Origin of the sequence: Microbacterium sp. MYb62, from assembly GCF_002979475.1 — a bacterium.
In the GTDB taxonomy this organism is placed as follows: Bacteria; Actinomycetota; Actinomycetes; order Actinomycetales; family Microbacteriaceae; genus Microbacterium.
In genome coordinates, this window is the sequence record NZ_PCOY01000015.1 from 57,626 (window position 1) to 81,229 (window position 23,604).

The window sequence follows — 23,604 nt, forward strand, 5'->3', positions numbered from 1 at the left end:
GCTGCCTGAGAATTCCCTGGGTGGATATGACGAAGGATGACAGACGCGGATGATCTCCTTCCGGTCACCCCGTTCAACGGGGGGCGAGCACCAGCAGGTCGCCGACCTCGCAGTCGAGGGCCTCGCAGATCGCGCGCAGGGTCGAATAGCGGATGGCGCGTGCGCGATCGTTCTTGAGCACCGAGAGGTTCACGATGCTCACGCCGACCGCGGCACTCAGCTCGGTGAGCGTCATCCCGCGGTCGGCGAGCAGCTCGTCGAGCCGGCAGTGGATACCGGTGAACTCGTCGTCGCTCTCGGCGGGGCTCACACCAGCCCCTCCGTGTCCTTCTGCAGACGCGCGGTCTCCTGCTGCAGGCGCGCCCGGTCCTGCTCGAGGCGCGTGCCCTGACGGAACACCGCGGCGAGAGCGATGAGGCCGAGCGCCGCTGCGAAAGGGAGCGGGGTGACGGTGAGCTGATAGGCGGAGGGGTACCACTCGCTGTCGGGCGGGAACACCTCGCGCAGCCCCGTGGTCGCGGCGATACCGCCCAGCAGGTCGGCTGCGACACCGAAGACGAGGACCGCGACGGCGCCGCCGACGAGGGCCCGCGTGACCGTGTGCGAGAACACGCGTCCGCGCAGCGTGTGGAAGCAGATGACCGCGAGGATCACGGCGGGCATCGTGGTCAGGGCGAGTGTGCTCAGCTGGGCGGCTGCAGCGAGGAGCCGAAGTCCGAGGGAGGCGTTCCCGACCGTGAACTCCGTAAGGCTCTCTCCCCGGCAGCTGAGCATCGTCGTGCCGCTGTCGCCGAACTCGGAGCAGGGCAGTGTCGCCGGCCAGTCGATGTACACGTACGTCTGGCCGTCGAGCTCGGCCCAATCGACCGTGAACGCCTTGATGATGATGGTCACGGCGCTGACGAGCCCGATCAGGATCCACCATCCGGAGAGGGTGAGTGCGGCATCGAGTGCGACCGTGCGGCTTCCGCGTCGGCGGCTGTTCCACACGACGACCGCCACGATCAGGGTGATCACGACCAGCCCGATCCCGATGTTGAGCAGCGACGGCCAGAGCTCGTCGGATCCGAAGGTGAGCATCAGACGAGTCCTTCCGTTTCCTTCTCGAGCGCGACCTTCTCCTGCTGCAGGCGGATGCCGCGGCGGAAGGCGACGGCGATCAGCCCGACCGTCACCCCGGTGGCGAAGAACGGGGCGATCGTCCAGAACTCGAGAGGATGCACGGGCTCACCCTCGCCGAGCCCGAGGGCGGCGGTGACGCCGTTGCGTCCCATCGTCTCCAGCATCACGATGAGGATCGGCGCGCCGACGAGCGTCCACCCGATGGTGGTGAACGCCCACACGTTCGCACGCACGAAGAACCGACCGCGCAGAAAGTTCCACGCCACCAGGGTCACGCTGGCGATGACCAGGAGCGCCGCGAGCGCCCACAGCGCGATCGCGGCGATGATCGCGACGACCGATACCGCATCCACGCCGTTCGCGATGATCATCGCCTCGTCGGCGAACCCTTCGATCGAGATGGCGCCGGAGTCGGTGGTCGCCGATATCGGCTGCTGGTCGATCGGCACCGTCCAGGCGATTCCCGTCTCGCGGAAGGTTCTCGCCACACGCAGGATCATGGCGAATACGACCGTGACCAGCGCAGCGGCGGCGTACAGGATCACGGTGACGGCATCCGCCGTCTCGGACCGGGTGGCCCTGGTGGTCGTGGTCATCAGACGAGTCCTTCCGTGTCACGCTGCAGTCTCCGGCCGATCTCGAACAGGCCGGCGATGAGCGCGAGAGCGAACGCCCAGCCCACGGGCGCGAGGTCGAACTGCACGAGCAGAGTCCACAGCACGTCCTCGACTCCCGGCCCCGAGTCCGCCAGGTCCTGGACGATCATGGCCCTCCCGATCCCGCCCGCCAGCTGTCCGAAGAGGGATCCGGCGACCATGAGGCACGCGGCGATGCCGAACATCCACCCCAGCGACGTGCGGAACGGGCGGGAGCGGATGAGGGAGATCCCCAGCCACCAGACGCCCGCGCACAGCGCCACGGTGGCGAGGGCGGGGAGCGCGGTCTCGAGGAGCAGCATCCAGCGAGCCCCGCCGGCCATGGCGGACACGGTGACGAGCGCGGAGTCGACCGTGGCCGCGCTCACACCGGGGACGTCATCGAGCGCGGTCAGCTGCACATCGTGGACGGGCATCGACACCGTCGGTGCGGCCCCGAACACCTCGAATGCGGCGGACGCGACCGCGACGACCGCGCCGATGGCGACACTGACCGCACCGGTCGCGATGAGCCCGAGAGCGATCCCTTCCGCGAGTGAGGGGCGTCCTTGTCTGGTGAGCATCGCTGCCTCCTGAAGCGGGATTGTTATCGACTGTCGTTAACATAACGACTGTCGATAACACGGTCAACCCTCGGTATGCCCACGGCGAACACGGGCATACCGGCTCGATGTGGTGGTTACTCTCGATGTACAAGCGCTTCACGCGTCTTCGCCCCGTGCGAATAAGGAGTCACAGCATGTTCGAGAGATTCACGGACCGAGCCCGTCGAGTGGTCGTCCTCGCCCAAGAAGAGGCGAAGATGCTCAACCACAACTACATCGGAACCGAGCACATCCTGCTCGGTCTCATCCACGAGGGCGAAGGTGTCGCCGCCAAGGCGCTCGAAAGCCTCGGCATCTCCCTCGACGCCGTGCGCGAGCAGGTGCAGGACATCATCGGCCAGGGTCAGCAGCAGCCGACCGGGCACATCCCGTTCACCCCGCGCGCCAAGAAGGTGCTCGAGCTCAGCCTCCGCGAGGCTCTGCAGCTCGGCCACAACTACATCGGCACCGAACACATCCTGCTCGGCCTCATCCGCGAGGGTGAGGGCGTCGCCGCCCAGGTTCTCGTCAAGCTCGGCGCCGACCTCAACAAGGTCCGCCAGCAGGTCATCCAGCTGCTCTCCGGCGCTCCCGGCCGCGAGCCGGCATCCGTCGGCGCACAGACCAACGACTCGCAGGCCAGCGCGCAGGGCGGCTCGGCTGTGCTCGACCAGTTCGGTCGCAACCTCACGCAGGCCGCGCGCGACAACAAGCTCGACCCGGTCATCGGGCGCGAGAAGGAGGCGGAGCGGGTCATGCAGATCCTCTCCCGCCGCTCCAAGAACAACCCCGTCCTGATCGGCGAGCCCGGCGTCGGCAAGACCGCCGTCGTCGAGGGGCTGGCGCAGGCGATCGTCAAGGGCGATGTGCCCGAGACGCTGAAGGACAAGCAGCTCTACTCGCTCGACCTCGGCTCGCTCATCGCCGGTTCCCGTTACCGCGGTGACTTCGAGGAGCGCCTGAAGAAGGTCACCAAGGAGATCCGCACGCGCGGCGACATCATCGTCTTCATCGACGAGATCCACACCCTGGTGGGTGCGGGTGCCGCCGAGGGCGCGATCGACGCGGCCAGCATCCTGAAGCCGCTCCTCGCCCGTGGCGAGCTGCAGACGATCGGCGCCACCACGCTCGACGAGTACCGCAAGCACTTCGAGAAGGACGCAGCGCTCGAGCGCCGCTTCCAGCCGGTGCAGGTCAACGAGCCGACGCTGCCGCACGCGATCAACATCCTCAAGGGTCTCCGCGACCGCTACGAGGCGCACCACAAGGTGCAGATCACCGACGGTGCCATCGTGGCCGCGGCGAACCTCGCCGACCGCTACGTCTCCGACCGCTTCCTCCCGGACAAGGCCATCGACCTGATCGACGAGGCCGGCGCACGCCTGCGTCTGTCGATCCTGTCGAGCCCGCCCGAGCTGCGTGAATTCGACGAGAAGATCGCCGCCGTGCGCGAGCAGAAGGAGATCGCCTCCGAGGAGCAGGACTTCGAGAAGGCCGCCTCCCTCCGCGATGAGGAGAAGAGCCTCCTCGCCGAGCGGCTGCGTCTCGAGAAGCAGTGGCGTGCCGGCGACGTCGCGACCTCCGCGGTCGTCGACGAGGGCCTGATCGCCGAGGTGCTCGCACAGGCCACCGGCATCCCGGTCTTCAAACTCACGGAAGAGGAGTCCAGCCGACTCGTCTTCATGGAGAAGGCCCTGCACCAGCGCGTCATCGGTCAGGAAGAGGCGATCGCCGCCCTCTCCAAGACGATCCGTCGCCAGCGTGCCGGCCTCAAGGACCCGAAGCGTCCCTCGGGCTCGTTCATCTTCGCCGGCCCCACGGGCGTCGGAAAGACCGAGCTCGCCAAGGCTCTCGCCGAGTTCCTGTTCGACGACGAGGCTGCGCTGATCTCGCTCGACATGAGCGAGTTCGGTGAGAAGCACACCGTCTCGCGTCTGTTCGGTGCCCCTCCCGGGTTCGTCGGATTCGAAGAGGGCGGCCAGCTCACCGAGAAGGTGCGGCGCAAGCCGTTCAGCGTGGTGCTCTTCGACGAGATCGAGAAGGCCCACCCCGACATCTTCAACTCGCTGCTGCAGATCCTCGAAGAGGGTCGTCTCACCGACGGTCAGGGTCGGATCGTGGACTTCAAGAACACGGTCATCATCATGACCACCAACCTCGGTGCGCGTGACATCGCGGGCGGTCCCGTGGGCTTCCAGATCGAGGGCAACGACTCGACCAGCTACGACCGGATGAAGGGCAAGGTGAACGAAGAGCTCAAGCGGCACTTCAAGCCCGAGTTCCTGAACCGTGTCGACGACATCATCGTGTTCCCGCAGCTCTCCAAGAGCGAGCTGGTGCAGATCGTGGATCTGTTCACCAAGCGCCTCGGCGAGCGTCTGCTGGACCGTGACATGACGATCGAGCTGTCGCAGGCCGCCAAGGAGCGTCTCATCGAGATCGGCTTCGACCCGGCGCTCGGCGCCCGACCGCTGCGTCGCGCGATGCAGCACGAGGTCGAGGACCGTCTGTCCGAGAAGATCCTGCACGGTGAGCTCAACTCCGGCGACCACGTGAAGGTCGATGCGAAGGACGGGGAGTTCCTGTTCGAGCACGGCCCGCGCGACGGCGGCCCCGTCGCGGTCGGCGTCAACACCGGCGGCGGCGCGATCTCCGGCACCCCCGACCTGGCGGTCGCCAGCGGGGAGTGACCTCCGGCTGAATCATGAGAAGGGGTGGATGCTGCGGCATCCGCCCCTTTCTCGTGCCCGGGCGCGGGACGAAGCCCCGATCATCCGTCGCGACGGATGGTGCGGGTTCTCGCAGGTCGGCCGAGGCTGAGGGGCGTGTCCAGCCGTGGGTTCTAGGCTTGTCCCGTGAGCGAGTACATCGTCCGTCCGGCGCGGAGCGCCGACATCGTCGGCATCCGTGACCTGCTGCAGCCGCTCGTCGAGCAGCGCATCCTGCTCGGCAAAGACCTGGCAGTGCTGTACGGCGCCGTGCAGGAGTTCGTCGTGGCGGAGGCCGACGGAGTGCTGATCGGATGCGGCGCCCTGCACGTGTTCTGGGAAGACCTCGGCGAGGTGCGCACCCTCTTGGTGTCCGACGAGTGGCTGCACCATGGCGTCGGACGCGCGATCGTCGACCGCCTGGAGGAGAACGCCGTGACGCTCGGGCTGACCCGTCTGTTCTGCCTCACGTTCGAGGTCGACTTCTTCGGACGGCGGGGCTACACGCCGATCGGCGAGCAGGTCGTCGACTCCGACGTGTACTCGCAGCTCCTGCGCAGCGGCGACGCGGGCGTCGAGGAGTTCCTCGACCTCGCCCACGTCAAGCCGAACACCCTGGGGAACACGCGCATGCTCAAGGTGCTCTGAGCCCACCGCCGACCGCGACCGCCCGCCTCCCAGGATGGCGACGAAGGATCGCTTAGCCTGGAAGCATGCCCCGTCGTCGTTCCGCCGCCGTCTACCGTCGTCGGCGACTGGTCGTCCTCATCGTCCTGGTCCTGCTCGTCGCCGCCATCGGGGTCGGGGCCTGGCTCCTGATCGCGCGGCCGTGGGCCGCCGCCGACACTCCCAAGACGCCGCCGCCGACATCCTCCGCATCGTCGACGCCGAGTTCTCCTCCGTCGGACGAGTCGGAATCGCCCTCGCCCGATCCCTCCGTCGAGCAGACGCCCGCGATCGTGGCGTGCGAGGCGAAGGACATCGAGGTCGCAGCGGTGACAGACGCCGAGTCCTATGCGGCGGGAGTCCTGCCGAAGCTCTCGATCTCGCTGACGAACAAGGGCGCGACGGACTGCACGATCGACGTCGGGTCGACCACGCAGGTGTTCACGATCTCGAGCGGTGCCGACGAATGGTGGCGCTCGACCGACTGCCAGGAGAACCCCAGCAGCATGATCGCGACGCTCACGGCGGGCACGACCGTCACGAGCAAGGACCCGGTCACCTGGGACCGCACGCGTTCGAGCGTCGAGACCTGCGCCCAGGAGAACCGCCAGCGTGCACCGGGCGGGGGAGCCTCGTACCACATCGCCGTGTCGATCGGCGGCTTCACGAGCCTGTCGACGGCCCAGATCCTGCTCTACTAGGCGGCGCGGAGTTCGAAGTGATCACGACGGAGCGACTTCGAAAATCGTCGTGATCGCGGACGTCGGACGCGAAATGGTGCGACGTCGGGTGTGATCCCCACGCGATGCTGACTTCCCGGAGTCTTTGGGATACCATAGAAGCGACTCTCCGCATCATGCGGCACATGCCATCCCCAGTGGCGTCGAACTACAGCGTCCCCAGCGCTTCGACACCGCCGCTCGAGAGTCCGAGGGCCCTCTCGAGTACCCCAGTCCCCAATGTGGGACTCGAGAGGGCCCCAATCGTATCCACGGCCGATTCGGCGCGTGACGCCGTGCGCCGTGAATAAGCTGGAGGCATGGCAGCGAAGAAGGCGAAGTCCGCGAAGAACAAGCCCGCGCCGGAGGACTTCCGATCGGATGCTCTGGCGCAGGCGCTCGAGAAGCAGGATGTCGCCGCGGTCGCACTCGCGCTGCGTCACGGGACCACCGTGGTCCCCCTGATCAAGCCGGGCGCGCGCGACAACCCGCTCGACAGCGGTGAGGTGTGGACCTACCGCGATCCGAAGACCGGCGACCTCGCGTTGCTGCTGTTCAGTGATGCGAAGAACAAGCCGGCCAACCTTCCCCCGGGCGTGGGCATCTACACGGCGGACTGGCTGCGGAAGTTCCTCGCGGCACACCCGATCACGACCGTGTTCCTCGACATCGCCGGTCCGCACCCCATGCAGGCCGATCCTGCCGAGCTGCTCAAGGCGCTCGACGCCTGACCTCGCGCGGTCAGAACGGTGGGATGTCGCGGTCGGAGCGCCGCGAGGTGTTGCGTCCGCGCACATCGCCGAGTGCAGCCCGGAGCGTCTTCGAGCGGTCGTCGACGACCTGCTCGTAGCCGAGTCGTGCGGCCTCCGATCGCCGCTGCGCCGCCTGCGTGACCGGGCGGATCTCTCCGGCCAGGCTGAGCTCTCCCACCGCCGCGACCGTGCGCGGGACGGAGATCTGCTGGATGGAGCCCGCCACGGCGATCGCGATCGCGAGGTCGGCCGCAGGTTCCGTGAAGCGCACTCCTCCGACGGTCGACACGTAGACGTCGAGGCTGCCGGTGGGTACGCCTGCCCGTCGCTCGAGGATCGCCAGGACCATCGCGACGCGGGACGAGTCGAGTCCGTGCACGATGCGGCGGGGGTTGGGGGCGTTGCTCGGCACCGTGAGGGCCTGCACCTCGACGGGGAGGGCGCGGCGTCCCTCGAGCGAGATCGCGACGCAGGTTCCGGGTTCGGTCGCGCCCTGCGAGAGGAACAGCCCTGACGGGTCGGGCACCTCGGCGATCCCGTCGCCGGTCATCTCGAAGCAGCCCACCTCGTCGGTCGGGCCGAAGCGGTTCTTGAGCGCGCGGATGAAACGTAGCGACGTCTGCCGGTCACCCTCGAAATGGCACACGACGTCGACCAGATGCTCGAGGACCCGCGGGCCGGCGACCTGCCCGTCTTTCGTGACATGGCCCACGATGATGATCGGCAGGTCGCGGTCCTTCGCGATGCGGATCAGCGTCGCCGCGACCTCGCGCACCTGGCTCGGCTGCCCCGCGGCGCCGTCGATCAGGGACGACGAGACGGTCTGCACCGAGTCGACGATCACGAGCTGCGGCTTCACCTCATCGATGTGACCGAGGATCGTCGCCAGGTCGGTCTCGCTCGCCAGATACAGCTCGTCGTGCAGGGCGCCGGTGCGCTCGGCGCGCAGCCGCACCTGGCCGGGGGATTCCTCGGCGCTCGCGTACAGCACCCGGCGTCCACCCCGCGCCGCTTGGGCGGCGACCTCGAGCAGCAGCGTCGATTTACCGACGCCCGGCTCTCCGCTGAGCAGGATCGCGGCCCCTGGCACGATGCCGCCGCCGAGCACCCGGTCGAACTCCCCGACGCCGCTCGAACGTCGAGGGGCATCCTGTGTCGTGATCTGCGTGATCGGCCGAGCGGCGCGATCGGCGGTCGGCGCGACCGGACCGACTCTCCGCAGGATGCCGGTCTGCGCGGCCTGTTCCTGGACCGTGCCCCACTGCTGGCACTCGCCGCAGCGCCCGACCCACTTCGCGGTCGTCCACCCGCATTCCGTGCACACGTACGCGGGAGGAGCGGGTTTCCGGGTGGCCATGCTCCCAGGCTATCGGCGGGATCAGACATCCCTATCGGCCAGGTGTTTATTCACGGCCCCAGCTCTCGGCAAACTCGCAGTCTCGCGGGATACTGGGTTCATGGCCAAAGGCGGGCCCGTCTGCGGGCCGATCTCGAGCTACTCCCGGGTGCAGATCCTGCACTTGCTCTTCGAAGCGGGAAGCTCGACGACCCGAGCCGAGCTCACGATCGCCGAGCTGTGCGAGGCCACGGGGCTCCACCCCAACACCATCCGCGAGCACCTGCAGCGCCTGATCGAGGGCGGCTACGTGATCCCGACGATCGAGCACCGCACCACGAGGGGCCGACCGCGAACGCTGTACAGCGCGGCCACCGGGGCGCCGGGCGCCTCCAGTCCGGTCGCCAGGGACAAGGCCAAGGCGGCCGCCCGCCGCGGCGACCTGATGCGGAGCATGCTCCCCGGCGCGACCTCCGGACTCGGACGGGAGGCCACGTACCAGCTCGATGCGCTCGTGGAGCATCTCGAGGAGAGCGGCTTCGAGCCCCTGCTCGACGATCAGCGCCTCACGGTGGACCTCAGCCCGTGTCCGCACGCGGCCGGCCGCTCGGAGGACCGCCCGATGCTGTGCCGTGTGCATCTCGAACTGATGCAAGGCGTCCTGAACGAGGCAGGCGGACCACTCGAAGCCGAGTGCGTACGCGATGCTGTGCTCCCATCGGATTGCACCGTGCAGCTGCGCGACACCACCGCGCCGCTGATCGAGGGAACGGAGCGGCTGCGTCACAGCACGAAGCAGCGGCACCACAGAACAGGAGTCGTGCATGGAATGGCTTGATCCGCTCGCTCTCGCCCGATGGCAATTCGGGCTGACGACCGTCTACCACTACCTCTTCGTGCCGCTGACGATCGGCATGGCGCTGGTCGCCGCGATCTTCCAGACGGCGTGGGTGCGCACCGGCAAGGTGCAGTACCTGCACCTGACCCGCTTCTTCGGCAAGATCTTCCTGATCAACTTCGCCATGGGCGTCGTCACCGGCATCGTGCAGGAGTTCCAGTTCGGCATGAACTGGTCGGACTACTCCCGCTTCGTCGGCGACGTGTTCGGCGCCCCGCTCGCGTTCGAGGGCCTGCTGGCCTTCTTCTTCGAGGCGACCTTCATCGGGCTGTGGATCTTCGGCTGGGACAAGCTCCCGCAGAAGCTGCACCTCGCCACCATCTGGTGCGTCTCGATCGGCAGCATCCTGTCGGCCTACTTCATCATCGCGGCCAACGCGTTCATGCAGAACCCGGTCGGCTACACGTTCAACGAGGCGACGAACCGTGCGGAGCTGACGGACTTCTGGGCGCTGCTGACCAACCCGGTCGCGCTCGCCGCGTTCCCGCACACGATCTTCGGTGCGTTCATGTTCGCGGCCGGTGTCGTGATCTCGGTCTCTGCGTGGCACCTCTCACGCGGCCAGCACTTCGACACCATGCGCATCTCGCTCAAGTTCGGGCTGTGGGCCATGATCGTCTCGACCGCCGGCGTCGTGCTCACGGGCGACCAGCTCGGACTCGCGATGTACGCCGCGCAGCCGATGAAGATGGCCGCGGCCGAGGCGACCTTCAACACCGTGTGCGGTCCGGACGCCTCGTTCAGCATCTTCACGCTCGGGACACCGGACGGCAGCTCGGAGCTGTTCTCGATCCGCGTCCCGTATCTGCTGTCGCTGTTGTCGACGCACACGCTCGATGCGTGCGTGCACGGCATCAACGACCTGAACGCCGAGTACGCCCAGACGTACGCCGCCACCGGGCTGACGGACTTCGCCCCGATCCTGTGGATCACGTACTGGGCGTTCCGCTGGATGATCGGTCTGGGCATCGCCGCCGCGCTCGTCGCCGTCGTCGGTCTGTGGCTCACCCGCAAGGGCGCCAAGAAGGCTCCGGCTCCGTGGATGTGGAAACTCGCGATCTGGTCGTTCCCGCTCGCGCTGGCCGCCAACATCATGGGCTGGGTCTTCACCGAGATGGGAAGACAACCCTGGATCGTGTTCGGGTTGATGACCACGCAGGACGGTGTCTCGCCAGGCGTCAGCGGGCTCGAGGTGCTGATATCGCTGATCGCGTTCACCGCGATCTACGCAGCCCTCGCCGTCGTCGAGATCCGTCTCATCATCCGGGCAGCGCAGAAGGGTCCGGACACCGAAGAGCAACCGCATGACGAGACGGCCCAGCTGCCGTCGGTCGTCTACTGAGAGGGAGGAGCATCATGGATCTCGCAACACTCTGGTTCTTCATCGTCGCCTTCTTCTTCGTGGGCTACTTCGTGCTCGACGGGTTCGACTTCGGCGTCGGCATGTCGCTGCCATTCCTCGGCAAGAACGACGTCTCCCGGCGCCAGGTCATCAACACGATCGGCCCGGTCTGGGACCTCAACGAGACGTGGGTCATCGTCGCCGGCGCCGTGTTGTTCGCGTCGTTCCCCGAGTGGTACGCCACCCTGTTCAGCGGGTTCTACCTGCCGCTGCTGCTGATCCTGCTCGCCCTGATCCTGCGCGGCGTCTCCTTCGAATACCGGCACCAGCGCGACAGCGTGAAGTGGAAGCAGGGCTTCGACCGGATGATCGTGATCGGCTCGGTCGTGCCCGCCCTGCTCTGGGGCGTCGCGTTCGGCAACATCGTGCAGGGCGTGGCGATCGACGAGAACCACATCTACGTCGGCGGCTTCTTCGCGCTGCTCAACCCGTACGCGCTGCTGGTCGGCGTGACGACGCTGCTGCTGTTCTTCCTGCACGGGGTGCTGTTCGTGGCGCTCAAGACCGACGGTCAGGTGCATGAAGACGCGCAGAAGCTGGCGAAGAGGGCCGCGATCCCGACGATCCTCGTCGCGGCCGCAGCGGTGATCTGGACGGTCGCGATCGCGATGGGGCGTGAGGCTCCGCTGCTCTGGCTCGTCATCGGCGCCGGCGCGCTCGCGGCGGTCAGCCTGATCGCGGCGGTCGGATTCTCGCTCGCTCGGCGCGACGGGTGGGCCTTCTTCTCCGGGATGCTCACGGTGCTGTTCGCCGTGGTCATGCTGTTCTCCGCGTTGTTCCCGTACGTCATGCCGTCGACGATCGACCCGGCGTACAGCCTCACGATCGCGAACGCGTCGAGCACCCCGTACACGCTGCAGATCATGAGCTGGACGGCCCTGATCGCGATGCCGCTCGTGCTCGCATACCAGGCGTGGACGTACTGGGTCTTCCGCAAGCGCGTCACTCGCAAGTCCATCGAGGGGGCTCCGGCGCACGCGTGAAACCCGTCGATCCGAGACTGCTGCGATACGCGGGTGCCGCGAGGGGGTTCCTCGCGGCATCCGCGTTGATCGGCGTCGTCCAGACCGCGGTCACGATCGCGTTCGCCTGGCTGCTGACGGATGCGATCACCGGGGCCATCGCCGGGCGCGATGTCACCTCGTCGCTGCTCTGGCTGCTGGTGGCGGCGCTGCTGCGCGGGCTGCTGATCGCCGCATCAGACGCCGCGGGCACGCGGGCGGCGGCGAAGACCGGGATGCAGCTGCGGGCGGCGCTGGTCGCCGCGGTCGGGAAGCTCGGACCCGGGTGGCTCGCGCAGCGGAACCAGACCGAGCTCGCGGTCACCGCGGGACACGGGCTCGAGGCGCTCGACGCCTACTTCGCCCGGTACATCCCGCAGCTCGTGCTGACCGTGATCGCGACGCCGGTGCTGGTCGCGGTGATGTGGTGGCAGGACTGGCCGAGCGGACTCACCGCGGTGATCACGCTGCCGCTGATCCCGCTGTTCCTGATCCTGATCGGCATGGCGACGCGCACGGTGCAGACCCGGCAGTGGCAGACGCTGCAGCGCCTCGCCGCGCGCTTCGCCGACACGGTGCAGGGACTGTCGACGCTGCGGCTGTTCGGGCGCGACCGCCGTGCGGCCGACCGCATCGAGGTCACCGCCGACGAGTACCGCCGCGAGACCATGAAGGTGCTGCGGTTCTCGTTCCTGTCCGGCTTCGCGATGGAGCTGCTGGCGTCGATCGCCGTGGCCCTGATCGCGGTGTCGGTCGGTTTCCGTCTGCTCTCGGGCGACCTGACGCTCGAGGTGGGGCTGTTCGTGCTGCTGCTCGCGCCCGAGGCGTTCCTGCCGATCCGGCAGGTGGGGGTGCAGTTCCACGCGGCGGCTGAGGGGGTCGCCGCGACCGAGGATGTGTTCGCGGTGCTCGACGCGGCGGGGGAGCGGACACGGATGCGGGAGCGGCGGACGGATGCCGCAGGAATCGCCGTCGAATCTCCCGACAACCGGGAAACCGTCCTGCAGGTGGACCCCGGGAGCGAGGGAAGCCTCGTGGTCGCCGGGCTGCGGGTGCGCGATCTGCCGCCCGTGTCTTTCGCCGCAGCGCCAGGAACGATCACCGTCATCGAAGGGCCCAGCGGGTCGGGGAAGTCGTCACTGTTCGCGGCGCTTCGAGGCGCGGTCGAGTTCGAGGGTACGGCCTCGTACGCCGGCACGGACCTGCGGGAGCTCGCGCCGTCGGCGTGGCTCGCCTGGGCAGGGCAGGCACCCGGCCTCACACGGGGGACCGTGGCGGCGAACGTCACTCTCGGCGATCCGGAGCCGGACGCCGACCGGGTGCGAGCCGCGCTCGACGACGCCTGCGCCGAGACCATCGACCCCGCGCTCGAACTGGGCGTGCAGGGGGCAGGGCTGTCGGGCGGACAGGCACAGCGCGTAGCGGTCGCCCGAGCCCTGTATCGCCAGGCATCCGCTTCCGACCGCGTGCTCGCGCTCGATGAGCCGTCGAGCGCGCTCGACCCCGAGACCGAGGATCGGCTGTGGCGGTCGCTGCGCGAGAAGGCGGATGCCGGGGCGACGATCCTCCTCGTCTCCCACCGTCGGACCGCGCGGGAGATCGCGGATCAGATCGTCGAGCTGGGGGTGAGGGTATGACCGCACGCCGCGCAGCAGCCGAGACCGTGCAATCCCGCAGCCACCGGGTCCGCGACATCCTGCGACTCGCCCAGCCGCCGATCGGTCGGTTCGTGCCCGGCCTCATCTGGGGTCTGCTCTCGGCCGCGGCCGCCGTGAGCCTGCTCGCCGTCAGCGGCTGGCTGATCGTGAGCGCCTCGATCGTCGACTCGCTCGTGCCGCTGTCGATCGCCGTGGTCGGGGTGCGTTTCTTCGCGGTGTCGCGTGCGGTCACCCGCTACCTGGAGCGGTTGAGCGGCCACGACGCCGCGCTGCGTCAGCTCGCCTCGACCCGCGCCGACATGGTGCGTCGGCTGATCCCGCTGTCTCCGGCCGGTCTCGGGTCGACCGACCGCGGGCAGGTGCTCACGGCGCTCGTCGACGACGTCGAGAATCTGCAGAACCTGCCGCTGCGTGTGGTGCAACCGCTCGGGGTCGCCGCGCTCGTCGCCGTCGGGGCCGTCGGCTTCATCGCCTTCGTCTCGCCTGCCGCCGCGCTCACCCTGGCCGTGTGCCTGCTGGTGGCCGCGGCCGCCGCGATCGGACTCGGCTGGGTCTTCGGATCGCGTGCCGAAGCACTCGTCTCCGCGCGTCGTGCGGAACTCTCCGCGGCCCTCGTCGATTATTTCGGCAGCCTCGACGTGCTGATCGCCTACGGGGCGGAGGAGCAGGCGCGCGCGCGGATCGCCGCAGCGGATGCTGCGTTGCGACGCGTGGTCGACCGCGCCTCCCTCGCACAGGCGGTCGCCGCCGGCATGGTCTCCGCGGTCGCGGGGGCGGCGTCCGTCTGGGCGCTCGCCGCCACCGCTCCCGGCCTCCTCGACGGATCGATCGACGGGCCGTGGCTAGCGGTCGCGGTGCTCGTGCCGATGGTGGTCTTCGAGATCTTCGGGACGGTTCCGGTGGCCGCGGCATCCTGGCGGAGCGTCCGATCGAGCGCCGAGCGGATCGTCGACGTGCTTCCGGACCGGATGCCCCCGGAACTGCGTCCTGACACGGGCGATGACGTCGATTTCGCCAGCACGCCCACGGTGCGGATGCGCGACGTCCGGGCCGATTGGCCCGGAGGTGCTCCCGCGTTGAAGGGAGTGGACCTCGACCTCCGCCCCGGCGAGCGGGTGCTGGTCGCGGGGCCGAGCGGCGCGGGGAAGAGCTCGCTCGCGGCGGCCCTCGTCGGCTTCCTGCGGGGCGACGGCGAGTATCAGGTGGGAGGCCGCGAGGCGGCGGACCTCTCCGGTCCGGCGCTGCGTCGTGCGATCGGTCTGTGCGAGCAGAGTCCGCAGCTGTTCGACGAGGACATCCGCCAGAACCTCCTGTTCGCGCGTGACACCGCGACGGATGACGAGCTGCGCGACGTGCTCGACCGGGTCGGGCTCGGCGCCTGGGTGCGTGAGCGCGGTGGGCTCGATGCCAGGGTCGGAGACCGTGGTGCGCTGGTGTCGGGTGGGCAGGCGCAGCGGATCTCGCTCGCGCGCGCCCTGCTGCGCGGCTTCCCGGTGCTCGTGCTCGACGAACCGACGGCCGGTGTCGATCCCGACGCGTCCGATGCGCTGCTGCGGGATCTGCTGCAGGCCGCAGGAGAGCAGTCGGTGCTGCTGATCTCCCACGTGGCTCCGCCCGCGGGAACGGTTGACCGCACGGTGCGGATCGACGACGGTCGCACCGTCTGAGCGAGCGGTCTCGCGCTCTCAGACGCTCATGTCGACGGGCGGTTCCATCACGATGCCCTGGGCCTCGAACGCCCGGCGACGCTCCTCGATGCGGCGGTGCAACTCGACCTGCGCGGCGTCGACGAACTGCGGATCGAGGTCGACCGTCGCCGGGTGCGGGTCGCCGTGGTTCGCGGCGATGTACGCGTCGAGTTCCGGACCACTGGTCCAGGACGTGATGAGTGCGTATCGCGGCGTGGTTCCGCGATGCCAGACCGCATGCCAGAAGCGCTGCGTGTCGACGACGATGCGCGACCCCGCGTGCAGCGGCAGGCGGATCTCGGTCGCCGGGTCGAAGCGGTCCGAGCGCAGGATCAGCATCGAGTCGGCGTCGTCGGAGAGGTTGAAGAATCCGCGGACGACCCAGCCCGTGCCCTCTTCGTTGAGGCGGTTGTTGTCGTCCTGATGCAGGTTGTAGACGGCGTCGGCGTACTCGTTCGGCTGCAGCTCGATCACACGGCAGCGGCCGATGCCGGCTCCCGGCTCCTGGGCGCGGCGCCGGAGCGTCGGGGCGATCGCGATCTGCGAGTCGACCCACACGCCGTCCTTGTCGGCACGGGGCGGGGTGTGGTTCCAGAAGCCGTTGCAGTCGACGTCGCCGGCGTAGCTGGTGAGCGGGGCGAAGCGTGTGATGCCCGAGGAGCGCCAGCCGACGTACTCCAGGTCGAGCCATTCGGCGGGATCAGTGGTGGAGGTGTGGTCGTCGAGGACCACGTAGCCGGTCTCGGCCAGTGCCTCGGACGTGATGAAGCCCATGATGAGTACCCTTCCCGTCATCGCTGCCCCCACAGGCGGCGGGTTCTTAGGCCATCCTAACTCGAATGCCCGCTTCGCGCCGGAGGGGATGCCGGAGAAAAGCCCGTCAGCGAGCGCCGATATTCTGGGGAGATGACCCAGCCTCAGGGCGCCCTCCTCGTGGGCAGCGTGAACTACGACGATGCCGAGACCACGATCCGCACGGCCGCGGACCTGCTCGGCACCCGACTCCGCCGCATCCCGGACGGGGAGGTCGGCAAGCGGTTCCACTGGATCATGTTCCAGCCCGACGTCATCGGACAGGCGGAGGGCATCGAGCGCATCGGCGACGACCCGATCCCGTTCCCCACCGGGATCGACGCCCGCGGCCTGCGCATCGGGGAAGGCGTGGATGCCGCGAGCATCGAGCTTCCTCCGCTCGGGTACGCGGCTGCCGCGATCGAGTCCCACGCCGTGTTCGCCCGCCTCCGCGCCGAGGGTGCGGTTCCCGCCGGCGTCCGCTTCCAGGTGTCGCTGCCGACGCCGCTCGCCGTCATCTCCTCGTTCTTCCACGGCGACGACCGTGCGGCGATCGAGCCGGTCTACACCGCCGCGATCCTGCGCGACCTCAACGAGATCCTCGCGGCGATCCCGCACGAAGACCTCGCGGTGCAGTGGGACGTCGCGAGCGAGATGGGCATCATCGAGCGCGCAGCCGGCTACGGGGCGGTCATGGAGGCGTGGTGGTCCGGAGACCCGTTCGACGGTCTGGTCGCGCGCCTGGCCGCGCTGGTCGATGCTGTGCCCGCCGACGTCGAGGTGGGCGTGCACCTCTGCTACGGCGACGCGGGGGAGAAGCACTTCTTCGAGCCCCGCGATGCCGCGAACCTAGTCCGGTATGCGAACGCCGTCGTGGCGGCATCCGTCCGTCCGCTCACCTGGCTGCACCTGCCGGTGCCGATCGACCACGACGACGAGGCGTACTTCGCTCCGCTCGCGGGTCTCACCCCTGTCGACGAGCTCTACCTGGGACTCGTGCATCGCGAGGACGGCGCCGCGGGCGCCGCTCGACGCATCGCCGCAGCGCTCCATTTCGCGCCGGAGTTCGGCGTCGCGACGGAGTGTGGGATCGGCCGCGCGCCCGCCGGCTCGACCGAGGGCATCCTGCGCACGCATGCCGAGGTCGCCGCAGCCTGGTGAGCCGCGTCCTCCGATTCGCGTGCAGGCCCCGCGTCGCGTAAGCTATTCCGCGGTGACGTGTCCGAGCGGCCGAAGGTGCAACTCTCGAAAAGTTGTGTAGGGTAACCCCCTACCGTGGGTTCAAATCCCACCGTCACCGCCATGGAAACCCCCTCCTCGTGAGGGGGTTTTTCCCGTATCCGGGGGCATTTGGCGCGGATCTCCGGACCACTCTGGCGCGGTCTGCGGTGCTGCTGTGGCCGATGATCGGAGGCAGGGATCGAGACGACCTCTTGCTCCCGCGCCTAACGAGCCACGGGCTGTGCCATGGAGGGCAGCGCTCGCACCGACGGCAGAGCGGATGTCAGGACGACGAGCAGTTGAAGGGCGAAGACGACGACTGCTGCGGCGATGCACCAGGACATTCCGATCGTGGCCGCGATGACGGCGCCGAGTCCTGCGCCGATGGGTCGTGCGCCGTAGGTGGAGACCACTACCAGGGACGACACCCGGCCGATCATCGTGGCAGGGGTGACTGCTTGGCGGAGTGAGGTGGTGGATATGGTCCAGAGCACGGGGCCGAGACCGAAGAGGAAGAACGACGCGAACGCGAAAGTGGATGCGGGGATCCACAGGGTGGTGGCCATCAGCGTGGCGGCGATGAACCCGCCGGCGGGGCCGAGCACCGTCATCAGGCCGAACCGCAGGCGACGTGACAGGGGTGCGGAGAGCGTGGCCCCGATGACCATTCCGGCTCCGTAGACGCCCAGGGCGATTCCGACCGTGGTGGGCGTCATGCTCAGCTGGTCCAGTGCGTAGACGACGAAGACCGATTGGATCAAGAACCAGCCGATGTTGAAGATGGTCGAGGTGACGATCATCGGCCGGAGCAGCTGGTGTCCCAGCACGTAGCGGATGCCGTGAGCGGCGTCACGCCAGGGTGAGCTGCGGCCGGCACGTGCGCTTCGGGGGATGTCGAGTCGAATCAGCAGCACGGCCGCGGCTGCGCAGGCGATGGTGGCGACAACGAGCGCTGTGCTGGCGTTGGTTGCCGAGACGATGGCGCCGGCGAGGACCGGGCCGGAGATGAAAGCTGTGCTTCGTCCGAGTTCCAACCATCGGTTGGCGTCCATCAGCCGTTCGGACGCCACGAGCCGGGGGACCGAGGAGGGGACGGCGACGCTGACACCCACGGTGCCGATCGCGCCGATGAAGCCGAGGGCGAGGAGCGCGGCGAGGGAGAGAGCGTCGAGTGCGATCAAGACGACAATGCTGCCCAGCGTGGCCATGCGCAGAAGCTCTGAGGCGAGGAGGACTCGCCGGGGGGACGTGCGATCGATGAGGAGCCCGAACGGCAGCGCGAGGATCAGGAAAGGGAGCGTCTGGGCGGCCTGCAGCAGTGCCGTCTCCGTTGCTCCGGCGCCGAGCATCAACACGGCCGCGAGGGGCACGGCGACCAGCGCGATCTGTTCTGCCATCTGAGTGGCCACGCTCGACCATGCGATGCGCGTGAACGCGCGCGGGAGAGGATCGCGTCGGGTTGTAGTCATGACTGGAGTCCACCAGCGACGGGCCCGCAGTTCCGGCGGAAATCAGACGTCGCATCCGCACACTCTGAAATCTGTTCTGCGACCCGTTCCGCAACTGCGGGCATCAGGGGTGCATACCAGCATCAGTGAAGACTCGATCCTGGCCATGCACAAGGCGCTGATGCTCCACCAGCAGGGTTTCGACCCTGTCGACGCCGGGCAGTTCCGTTCTGAGCAGGTGTGGATCGGACCGGGCGATGCCGGTCCCCGAACGGCAGGCTTCGTCGCCCCGCACCACGAGCGCGTCCCCGGCGCGAGCGACGACCTGGTCGCGTTCGTCCGGCGCCAGGACATCCCGGTGCTCGTTCAGGTCGCAGTCGCGCATGGGCAGTTCGAGACGATCCACCCGTTCCGCGACGGGAACGGTCGCACCGGACGCGCTCTCGCCCAGTCGATCCTCCGCTACAAGGGGCTGGTCGGATCGACTGCGGTGCCGATCTCGGCGGGCCTTCTCGTCGACGTCGGGAGGTACTTCGCATCGCTGGGCTCTTTTCGAAGCGGGGACGCCGGACCGATCGTGCGTGAGTTCGCGCTGGCGAGTCGTATCGCTGCGACCACAGGTACGAAGCTCGTCGACGATCTCGTCGCGCAGTTCGAGGATTCGCGCGCGAAGATGAAGGGCGTCCGTTCGGATGCGGCCGCGTGGAAGGTCCTTCCGGCCCTTGTCGGCCAGCCCGCCGTGAACACGAAGTACCTGATGAACGCCCTCGGCTTCGGTGAGATGGCGGCTCTTCGCGCGCTGGATGCGCTCACCGGTCGTGGCGTGCTGACGGAGACGACGGGCAAGGCTCGCGGCCGTGTCTGGCAGCACCGCGGCATCTTCGAGGTCCTGGATGACTACGCCGCCGAGATTCGCCGGATGTCCGTGCGCTGAGGTGCACGCGAGGGTCTTCGCTGTTCGCGTCGGCGACGGCGCCGTCACGGACGACGTTGTCGATCACGATCACGGCACCCGGCCCGGTGAGTTCGAGCGCAGCTGAAAGATAGGTCGCCCGCGCGACAGCGGCGTTCTCGATGCTGAGGTCGCGACCGATCAAGGTGCGCTCCTGGGCTTGCTGACGCTAGCCAGGGGTGCCTCGCCGGACCCTGAGAGATCGGGGGCTCTTCCGTGCCTGGGGTGGACTTTCGCTTCTTGGCGCCTACGTCGACGAGAAGCGCTGTCAGGCAGCCATGAAGACCAGGGAGACGAGGCCGGTTCCGTTCCAGAGGACATGCGCAGTGATCGAGACGAGAAGGTTCCGTTTCGATAGCAGGTAGGCCGTCGCCAGTGCCGCGGAGAAGCCGATGTACAGGATGGCGAGCGGCCACTCGTCCAGCCCCCGCAGGTGGATGACACCGAACACGAGGCAGGACAGCGCGAACGCGACTCGTGTCGACAGCACGTGTCGCAGTCGAGCGAATGGGATCTCCCGGAACACCAGCTCTTCGACGACGGGGCTGTGACACCGCCGATGCCGACGAAGACGAGGGCTCCGGCGAGTGACGTCGATGCGACGAGCGCCTCGGCCCATATCGCCGCCTGGTTCTCGCCGATCGAGGACGCTGCGACGACGAGCGTCACGACATGGCTCGCGGCCGACGCGACGGCCATGAGGATGAGCCCGAGGAGAACTGCGCCGACGGCCAGGAGTGGGCGCTGCTTCGTCGTCCGCCAGCTCCGCGCGAAGCCATCCCGAAACACCCAGACCCCGAAGATGGCGAGGCTGACGTAGCCGGCATTCTTCAGGCCGACGAATACCGGCTCGGCGACGAGTTCACGACCCACGAAGATCCACACGGTGAGGGCAGCGTAGAGGGCGAGAAACAGCTGCCAGCCACGGCTGCGGCGCGGATCTGCACCGATCTCGCTGGTGGTGAGAGGAAGACTCATGCTTCGACCATGGTTCATGGGAGGCGAGGTGTTCAACTCGTATGCCGCTCGACTTCGTATGCTGGGGGAGTAGTGCATTTCCGCGTGCGCGAACGGTGGCCGACGGATCTCACTGGGGCGTGATCGGCTGTGCACTCAGCCACTGCCGGGCAAGGGGAGCCATGTATCGTGTCGCGGTCGTCGAGGACCATCTGCTGCAACGCAAGTATGCGACGGCGTTGATCAACGCGCAGTCGGATATGGCCGTCGTGTACGACGGCGAGGATCTGCCCTCTTTCATGACGTGGTTGGACAAGAGCGCGCGATTCTCGCGGCCCAGGCTCGTCTTGCTCGATCTGATGGTGGAACGCGGTCCGAACGCGAGCCCGGAAGATGTACGGCGCCTGGTGGCGTCCGGGATGCACGTCGTGCTGTTTTCCGCGCTGGCGTCGCCGCCTTTGGCCCGGCAGATGATTCAGGCCGGGGCGAGTGGCGTGATCGGCAAGCGGGACAGCGAGACGAGCATCCTTGCCGCGTTGCGCGCGGTGCTCGCCGGTGAGTCCTGGGTGTCGCCGGAGCTCGCGGTGCTGATCGCTCATGATCCGAACCAGCCCAGACTCAGCGATCAAGAGGAACGCGCGCTGGTCCTCTATGCGTCCGGCCTGTCGATCGACTCGGTTGCCGCGTCGATCGGGGTGAAACCAGGCACGGCGAAGAAGTACTTGCACCGCGTGCGGGAGAAGTACGCAGCGGTGGATCGCCCGGTCGCATCGCGTGAGGAGCTGATCAGAGCGGCTGCTCGAGATGGATACTCCCTGCGACACGATGGCGGCACCTCGGTGGGCACTTCAGGGTGAGCCTGACATCCTCCGGTTGTCATTTCTGAATCACGTGACCACGCGAGGTGGTCAAATGAGATCCGCCAAGATCTCCGCCCGTACGCACACGATCGGCTCCGAGGTGAGGCGCTCGTCGGCCAGCCCTGCTGCAATGACGGTGCTGTCCGGGATATCCCGGTCTCAGGCGGAGTCACCGGGGCGTCCTCTGACGCGGAGACCCGTCGATCCGATCCGGCTCGTCTCCGCAGGACGGATGATCATCGGCGTAATAAGTTGAAGGTCGTCGCGTCACTTCTTGTGTGCAGGGGGACGAAGGTTTCCGCGCGATGTCTGATCTCACAGTCGAGCAGAATCTGAACGAAGGCCATGATGGTGACGCACAGCAGGAGAAGACGGGGAATGGCCAGGACGGGGGCCTGGATCGCAACGGCAGCGGTCGCACTCGGCGTGCTTGCTGCCCCGATGGCCGCCATAGCCGCGCCAGCCGTGGATCTGGAGACGGGCGACACCGTCTTCATCGGCGGCAAGCAGGGGTACCCCGGAACGGGAATGTACCCGCTGTGGCCGGGAGACGCGCAGGTCGGTGATCCGCTGTACTGGGCCTACTGCGTGGAGAATCAGATCACCGCCAGGACCGGGGCTACGGGACAGGTCGGTGACTTCAGCGACTACGTCGGCAGCAACTACTTCACGGACCCCGCTGTTCAGGGCAAGGTCCTCTGGGTGCTGGCCCACAGCTATCCGGCTCTCTCCCTCGAGGAGTTCGGCGCGGCTGCCGGCGTTCCGGGCATCTCCCGCGACGACGCGATCGAGGCGACGCAGTACGCGGTCTGGCGTTACACCGATCTGACCTTCGACGCGTCCTGGCCCTTCGAGACGCAGGGTTCCGAAGACGCCTACTGGCACTTGGTCAACGGCGCGAACGCCTCTCCCGGCCTCACACCGGGAGACCTCGAGGTGACGGCATCGGTGTCGGCACCTGCCGCATCACAGACGGCCGACTCTCTGATCGGACCGTTCGTCGTCGCAACCGACCAGCCGACGGTGTCGGTTGCCAGCGACCCGGATGCGGCGATCACCGATGCGGCGGGGAACCCGATCGACGTGGACGCTGTGGTCGACGGACAGGAACTCTTCCTCGATCTCCGAGGTACGAGCACGGCAGGCTCAGCCACGTTGACTGTGACTGCCGACGGCTCGAGCAACACGGGGAAGATCATCACCGTTCCCACTGTCACCGGTGGAACACCGACCGAAGCCGATCACGCGCAGACCATGATCCTGGTCACCCCGAGCGACACGGCGACGACGGCGCAGGCGACCGTCGGGTGGGCGGCTCTCCCGGTCCCTGCGATCGGGACGTCGTTGGTGGACTCGGCGGATGGGGACCGGGTGCTGCCATGGAATGGCGGCTCGGTGATCGACACGGTCGCGTATCAGAATCTGATCCCGGGGACGGAGTACATCCTGACGGGTGAGCTCATCCGTCAGGCGGACGGCACGGCGACCGGTATCACCGGGTCCACGACGTTCACTCCGAGCACGGCCGATGGCAGCGTCGATGTGTCGTTCGTGATCCCCGAGGGGTACGCGGGTGAGATTCTCGTGGCGTTCGAGCGTTTGTACGTGGGCGACACCACGGGTGACCCGGTCGCTGTCCACGAGGACATCGACGACGCTGCGCAGACGGTCACGATCGAAGAGGCCCTGACGGAGCCGACGCAGCCCCACAAGCCGGAACCGACGCAGCCCGACAACCCGGAACAGTCGGCAGGGCAGCTCGCCGCCACCGGGGCCACGATTCCCGTCGCCGCTCTGGGAGCAGCGGGAATCCTGCTCCTGCTCGGGGCGATGCTCCTCCGGATGCGTCGAGCGCGCTCCGGGAGCTGAGCCGCTCTCGACCGCTCGTTCACTGTGGGTCCGGCATCGAATGATGCCGGACCCACAGTGTCGTCTCGCTCGCTTGATTCGCCTGGACTCAACGTCTTCGTGACCACGATGGGTTGTCATTTCCGAGCTGAATGACCACGCGGAGTGGTCATTTCTCATCTGCGGCGATCGCGACTGCTCTCCCCGCGATTGGCTCGGAGATGAGGGAGGCCGCGAATCGACGTGTGTCCCTCGTATCGATCGACGTCATGAGGCTCGGGGAGTCTCGTGGCCAGGTGGGAGGACTAGACGTGCACGAGAAGAACCGATGGGGCC

21 protein-coding genes and 1 tRNA gene are annotated in these 23,604 nt (G+C 67.9%); 14 read left to right on the top strand and 8 right to left on the bottom strand.

The window, feature by feature from the left end:
* Positions 1-73: 73 nt before the first annotated feature.
* Genes CQ042_RS14320 through CQ042_RS14335 form a run of 4 tightly spaced genes read right to left on the bottom strand, consistent with a single transcriptional unit; the run spans position 74 to position 2,341 of the window.
* Positions 74-310: a helix-turn-helix transcriptional regulator gene (locus CQ042_RS14320; RefSeq protein WP_105671124.1), complete on the bottom strand. Its 237-nt coding sequence runs from the start codon at positions 308-310 to the stop codon at positions 74-76.
* Positions 307-1,080, bottom strand: a complete 774-nt coding sequence (locus tag CQ042_RS14325; RefSeq protein WP_105671125.1) for a hypothetical protein — start codon at positions 1,078-1,080, stop codon at positions 307-309. The genes CQ042_RS14320 and CQ042_RS14325 overlap by 4 nt, the downstream gene beginning before the upstream one ends.
* A complete protein-coding gene (locus CQ042_RS14330) occupies positions 1,080-1,718 on the bottom strand; it encodes a hypothetical protein (RefSeq protein WP_105671126.1) in 639 nt (212 codons plus the stop codon). Before CQ042_RS14330 ends, CQ042_RS14325 begins: the two co-directional genes overlap by 1 nt.
* Entirely contained in the window at positions 1,718-2,341 is a 624-nt protein-coding gene (locus CQ042_RS14335) for a hypothetical protein (protein ID WP_105671127.1), read from the bottom strand. Before CQ042_RS14335 ends, CQ042_RS14330 begins: the two co-directional genes overlap by 1 nt.
* Positions 2,342-2,517: 176 nt before the next feature.
* On the opposite strand from CQ042_RS14335, the gene CQ042_RS14340 reads away from it, so the two are divergent.
* The 4 genes from CQ042_RS14340 to CQ042_RS14355 all read left to right on the top strand — a co-directional run bounded on the left by CQ042_RS14340 (position 2,518) and on the right by CQ042_RS14355 (position 7,186).
* Positions 2,518-5,052 carry an ATP-dependent Clp protease ATP-binding subunit gene (locus CQ042_RS14340; protein WP_105671128.1) on the top strand — a complete coding sequence of 845 codons (2,535 nt, stop codon included), beginning with the start codon at positions 2,518-2,520 and terminating at the stop codon, positions 5,050-5,052.
* 165 nt (positions 5,053-5,217) lie between these two features.
* A complete protein-coding gene (locus tag CQ042_RS14345; RefSeq protein WP_105671129.1) occupies positions 5,218-5,718 on the top strand; it encodes an amino-acid N-acetyltransferase in 501 nt (166 codons plus the stop codon).
* A gap of 65 nt (positions 5,719-5,783) precedes the next feature.
* Entirely contained in the window at positions 5,784-6,437 is a 654-nt protein-coding gene (locus CQ042_RS14350) for a hypothetical protein (RefSeq protein ID WP_105671130.1), read from the top strand.
* 338 nt (positions 6,438-6,775) lie between these two features.
* Positions 6,776-7,186 carry a dehydrogenase gene (locus tag CQ042_RS14355; protein ID WP_105671131.1) on the top strand — a complete coding sequence of 137 codons (411 nt, stop codon included), beginning with the start codon at positions 6,776-6,778 and terminating at the stop codon, positions 7,184-7,186.
* Between the two features lie 10 nt (positions 7,187-7,196).
* Here the strand turns inward: CQ042_RS14355 and radA are convergent, their stop codons facing one another.
* Positions 7,197-8,564 carry a DNA repair protein RadA gene (radA, locus tag CQ042_RS14360; protein ID WP_105671132.1) on the bottom strand — a complete coding sequence of 456 codons (1,368 nt, stop codon included), beginning with the start codon at positions 8,562-8,564 and terminating at the stop codon, positions 7,197-7,199.
* Between the two features lie 100 nt (positions 8,565-8,664).
* On the opposite strand from radA, the gene CQ042_RS14365 reads away from it, so the two are divergent.
* From CQ042_RS14365 to cydC, 5 genes are read left to right on the top strand one after another with little or no spacing between them, the layout of a single operon-like run.
* On the top strand, positions 8,665-9,381 hold the full coding sequence (locus CQ042_RS14365; protein ID WP_105671133.1) for an ArsR family transcriptional regulator: 717 nt from the start codon (positions 8,665-8,667) through the stop codon (positions 9,379-9,381).
* Entirely contained in the window at positions 9,368-10,783 is a 1,416-nt protein-coding gene (locus CQ042_RS14370) for a cytochrome ubiquinol oxidase subunit I (RefSeq protein ID WP_105671134.1), read from the top strand. Before CQ042_RS14365 ends, CQ042_RS14370 begins: the two co-directional genes overlap by 14 nt.
* Positions 10,784-10,797: 14 nt before the next feature.
* Positions 10,798-11,826 (top strand): cytochrome d ubiquinol oxidase subunit II, encoded by a 1,029-nt coding sequence (cydB, locus tag CQ042_RS14375; RefSeq protein WP_105671135.1) that lies wholly within the window; start codon positions 10,798-10,800, stop codon positions 11,824-11,826.
* A complete protein-coding gene (gene cydD, locus CQ042_RS14380) occupies positions 11,823-13,481 on the top strand; it encodes a thiol reductant ABC exporter subunit CydD (RefSeq protein ID WP_105671136.1) in 1,659 nt (552 codons plus the stop codon). The genes cydB and cydD overlap by 4 nt, the downstream gene beginning before the upstream one ends.
* Positions 13,478-15,169 carry a thiol reductant ABC exporter subunit CydC gene (gene cydC / locus CQ042_RS14385; protein ID WP_105671137.1) on the top strand — a complete coding sequence of 564 codons (1,692 nt, stop codon included), beginning with the start codon at positions 13,478-13,480 and terminating at the stop codon, positions 15,167-15,169. Before cydD ends, cydC begins: the two co-directional genes overlap by 4 nt.
* An 18-nt stretch (positions 15,170-15,187) precedes the next feature.
* Here cydC and CQ042_RS14390 read toward each other — a convergent pair whose 3' ends face one another.
* Entirely contained in the window at positions 15,188-15,964 is a 777-nt protein-coding gene (locus tag CQ042_RS14390; RefSeq protein WP_308736984.1) for a hypothetical protein, read from the bottom strand.
* Positions 15,965-16,096: 132 nt separating this feature from the next.
* Here CQ042_RS14390 and CQ042_RS14395 point away from each other — a divergent pair, with 132 nt between their 5' ends.
* Together CQ042_RS14395 and CQ042_RS14400 are read left to right on the top strand one after the other, a co-directional pair.
* Positions 16,097-17,143 (top strand): hypothetical protein, encoded by a 1,047-nt coding sequence (locus CQ042_RS14395; RefSeq protein WP_105671139.1) that lies wholly within the window; start codon positions 16,097-16,099, stop codon positions 17,141-17,143.
* A 51-nt stretch (positions 17,144-17,194) separates the two neighbouring features.
* Positions 17,195-17,285 (top strand) — tRNA-Ser (locus tag CQ042_RS14400).
* A 142-nt stretch (positions 17,286-17,427) separates the two neighbouring features.
* Here CQ042_RS14400 and CQ042_RS14405 read toward each other — a convergent pair.
* Positions 17,428-18,672 (bottom strand): MFS transporter, encoded by a 1,245-nt coding sequence (locus CQ042_RS14405; protein WP_105671140.1) that lies wholly within the window; start codon positions 18,670-18,672, stop codon positions 17,428-17,430.
* Between the two features lie 109 nt (positions 18,673-18,781).
* Here CQ042_RS14405 and CQ042_RS14410 point away from each other — a divergent pair, with 109 nt between their 5' ends.
* Positions 18,782-19,585 carry a Fic family protein gene (locus tag CQ042_RS14410; RefSeq protein ID WP_219844863.1) on the top strand — a complete coding sequence of 268 codons (804 nt, stop codon included), beginning with the start codon at positions 18,782-18,784 and terminating at the stop codon, positions 19,583-19,585.
* A gap of 286 nt (positions 19,586-19,871) precedes the next feature.
* On the opposite strand, the gene CQ042_RS14420 is transcribed toward CQ042_RS14410, so the two are convergent.
* Positions 19,872-20,222: a CPBP family intramembrane glutamic endopeptidase gene (locus CQ042_RS14420; protein ID WP_105671141.1), complete on the bottom strand. Its 351-nt coding sequence runs from the start codon at positions 20,220-20,222 to the stop codon at positions 19,872-19,874.
* Between the two features lie 520 nt (positions 20,223-20,742).
* Between CQ042_RS14420 and CQ042_RS14425 the strand changes: the two genes are divergently transcribed.
* Together CQ042_RS14425 and CQ042_RS14430 are read left to right on the top strand one after the other, a co-directional pair.
* The gene (locus CQ042_RS14425; RefSeq protein ID WP_181157579.1) at positions 20,743-21,417 is read left to right on the top strand and encodes a response regulator transcription factor; all 675 of its coding nucleotides are present in this window, start codon (positions 20,743-20,745) and stop codon (positions 21,415-21,417) included.
* Positions 21,418-21,798: 381 nt separating this feature from the next.
* Positions 21,799-23,289 (top strand): VaFE repeat-containing surface-anchored protein, encoded by a 1,491-nt coding sequence (locus tag CQ042_RS14430; protein ID WP_181157580.1) that lies wholly within the window; start codon positions 21,799-21,801, stop codon positions 23,287-23,289.
* Positions 23,290-23,604 lie beyond the last annotated feature (315 nt).

Bases quoted from the DNA above. Each gene is read 5' to 3' on its own strand.
- CQ042_RS14405 (WP_105671140.1), bottom strand. From the start codon at position 18,672: ATGACTACAACCCGACGCGATCCTCTCCCGCGCGCGTTCACGCGCATC.
- cydC (WP_105671137.1), top strand. From the start codon at position 13,478: ATGACCGCACGCCGCGCAGCAGCCGAGACCGTGCAATCCCGCAGCCAC.
- cydB (WP_105671135.1), top strand. From the start codon at position 10,798: ATGGATCTCGCAACACTCTGGTTCTTCATCGTCGCCTTCTTCTTCGTG.
- CQ042_RS14370 (WP_105671134.1), top strand. From the start codon at position 9,368: ATGGAATGGCTTGATCCGCTCGCTCTCGCCCGATGGCAATTCGGGCTG.
- CQ042_RS14365 (WP_105671133.1), top strand. From the start codon at position 8,665: ATGGCCAAAGGCGGGCCCGTCTGCGGGCCGATCTCGAGCTACTCCCGG.
- CQ042_RS14325 (WP_105671125.1), bottom strand. From the start codon at position 1,080: ATGCTCACCTTCGGATCCGACGAGCTCTGGCCGTCGCTGCTCAACATC.
- CQ042_RS14425 (WP_181157579.1), top strand. From the start codon at position 20,743: ATGTATCGTGTCGCGGTCGTCGAGGACCATCTGCTGCAACGCAAGTAT.
- CQ042_RS14395 (WP_105671139.1), top strand. From the start codon at position 16,097: ATGACCCAGCCTCAGGGCGCCCTCCTCGTGGGCAGCGTGAACTACGAC.
- CQ042_RS14330 (WP_105671126.1), bottom strand. From the start codon at position 1,718: ATGACCACGACCACCAGGGCCACCCGGTCCGAGACGGCGGATGCCGTC.
- CQ042_RS14340 (WP_105671128.1), top strand. From the start codon at position 2,518: ATGTTCGAGAGATTCACGGACCGAGCCCGTCGAGTGGTCGTCCTCGCC.
- CQ042_RS14350 (WP_105671130.1), top strand. From the start codon at position 5,784: ATGCCCCGTCGTCGTTCCGCCGCCGTCTACCGTCGTCGGCGACTGGTC.
- CQ042_RS14335 (WP_105671127.1), bottom strand. From the start codon at position 2,341: ATGCTCACCAGACAAGGACGCCCCTCACTCGCGGAAGGGATCGCTCTC.
- CQ042_RS14355 (WP_105671131.1), top strand. From the start codon at position 6,776: ATGGCAGCGAAGAAGGCGAAGTCCGCGAAGAACAAGCCCGCGCCGGAG.
- radA (WP_105671132.1), bottom strand. From the start codon at position 8,564: ATGGCCACCCGGAAACCCGCTCCTCCCGCGTACGTGTGCACGGAATGC.
- CQ042_RS14430 (WP_181157580.1), top strand. From the start codon at position 21,799: ATGGCCAGGACGGGGGCCTGGATCGCAACGGCAGCGGTCGCACTCGGC.
- CQ042_RS14420 (WP_105671141.1), bottom strand. From the start codon at position 20,222: ATGGGCCGAGGCGCTCGTCGCATCGACGTCACTCGCCGGAGCCCTCGT.
- CQ042_RS14390 (WP_308736984.1), bottom strand. From the start codon at position 15,964: ATGGGCTTCATCACGTCCGAGGCACTGGCCGAGACCGGCTACGTGGTC.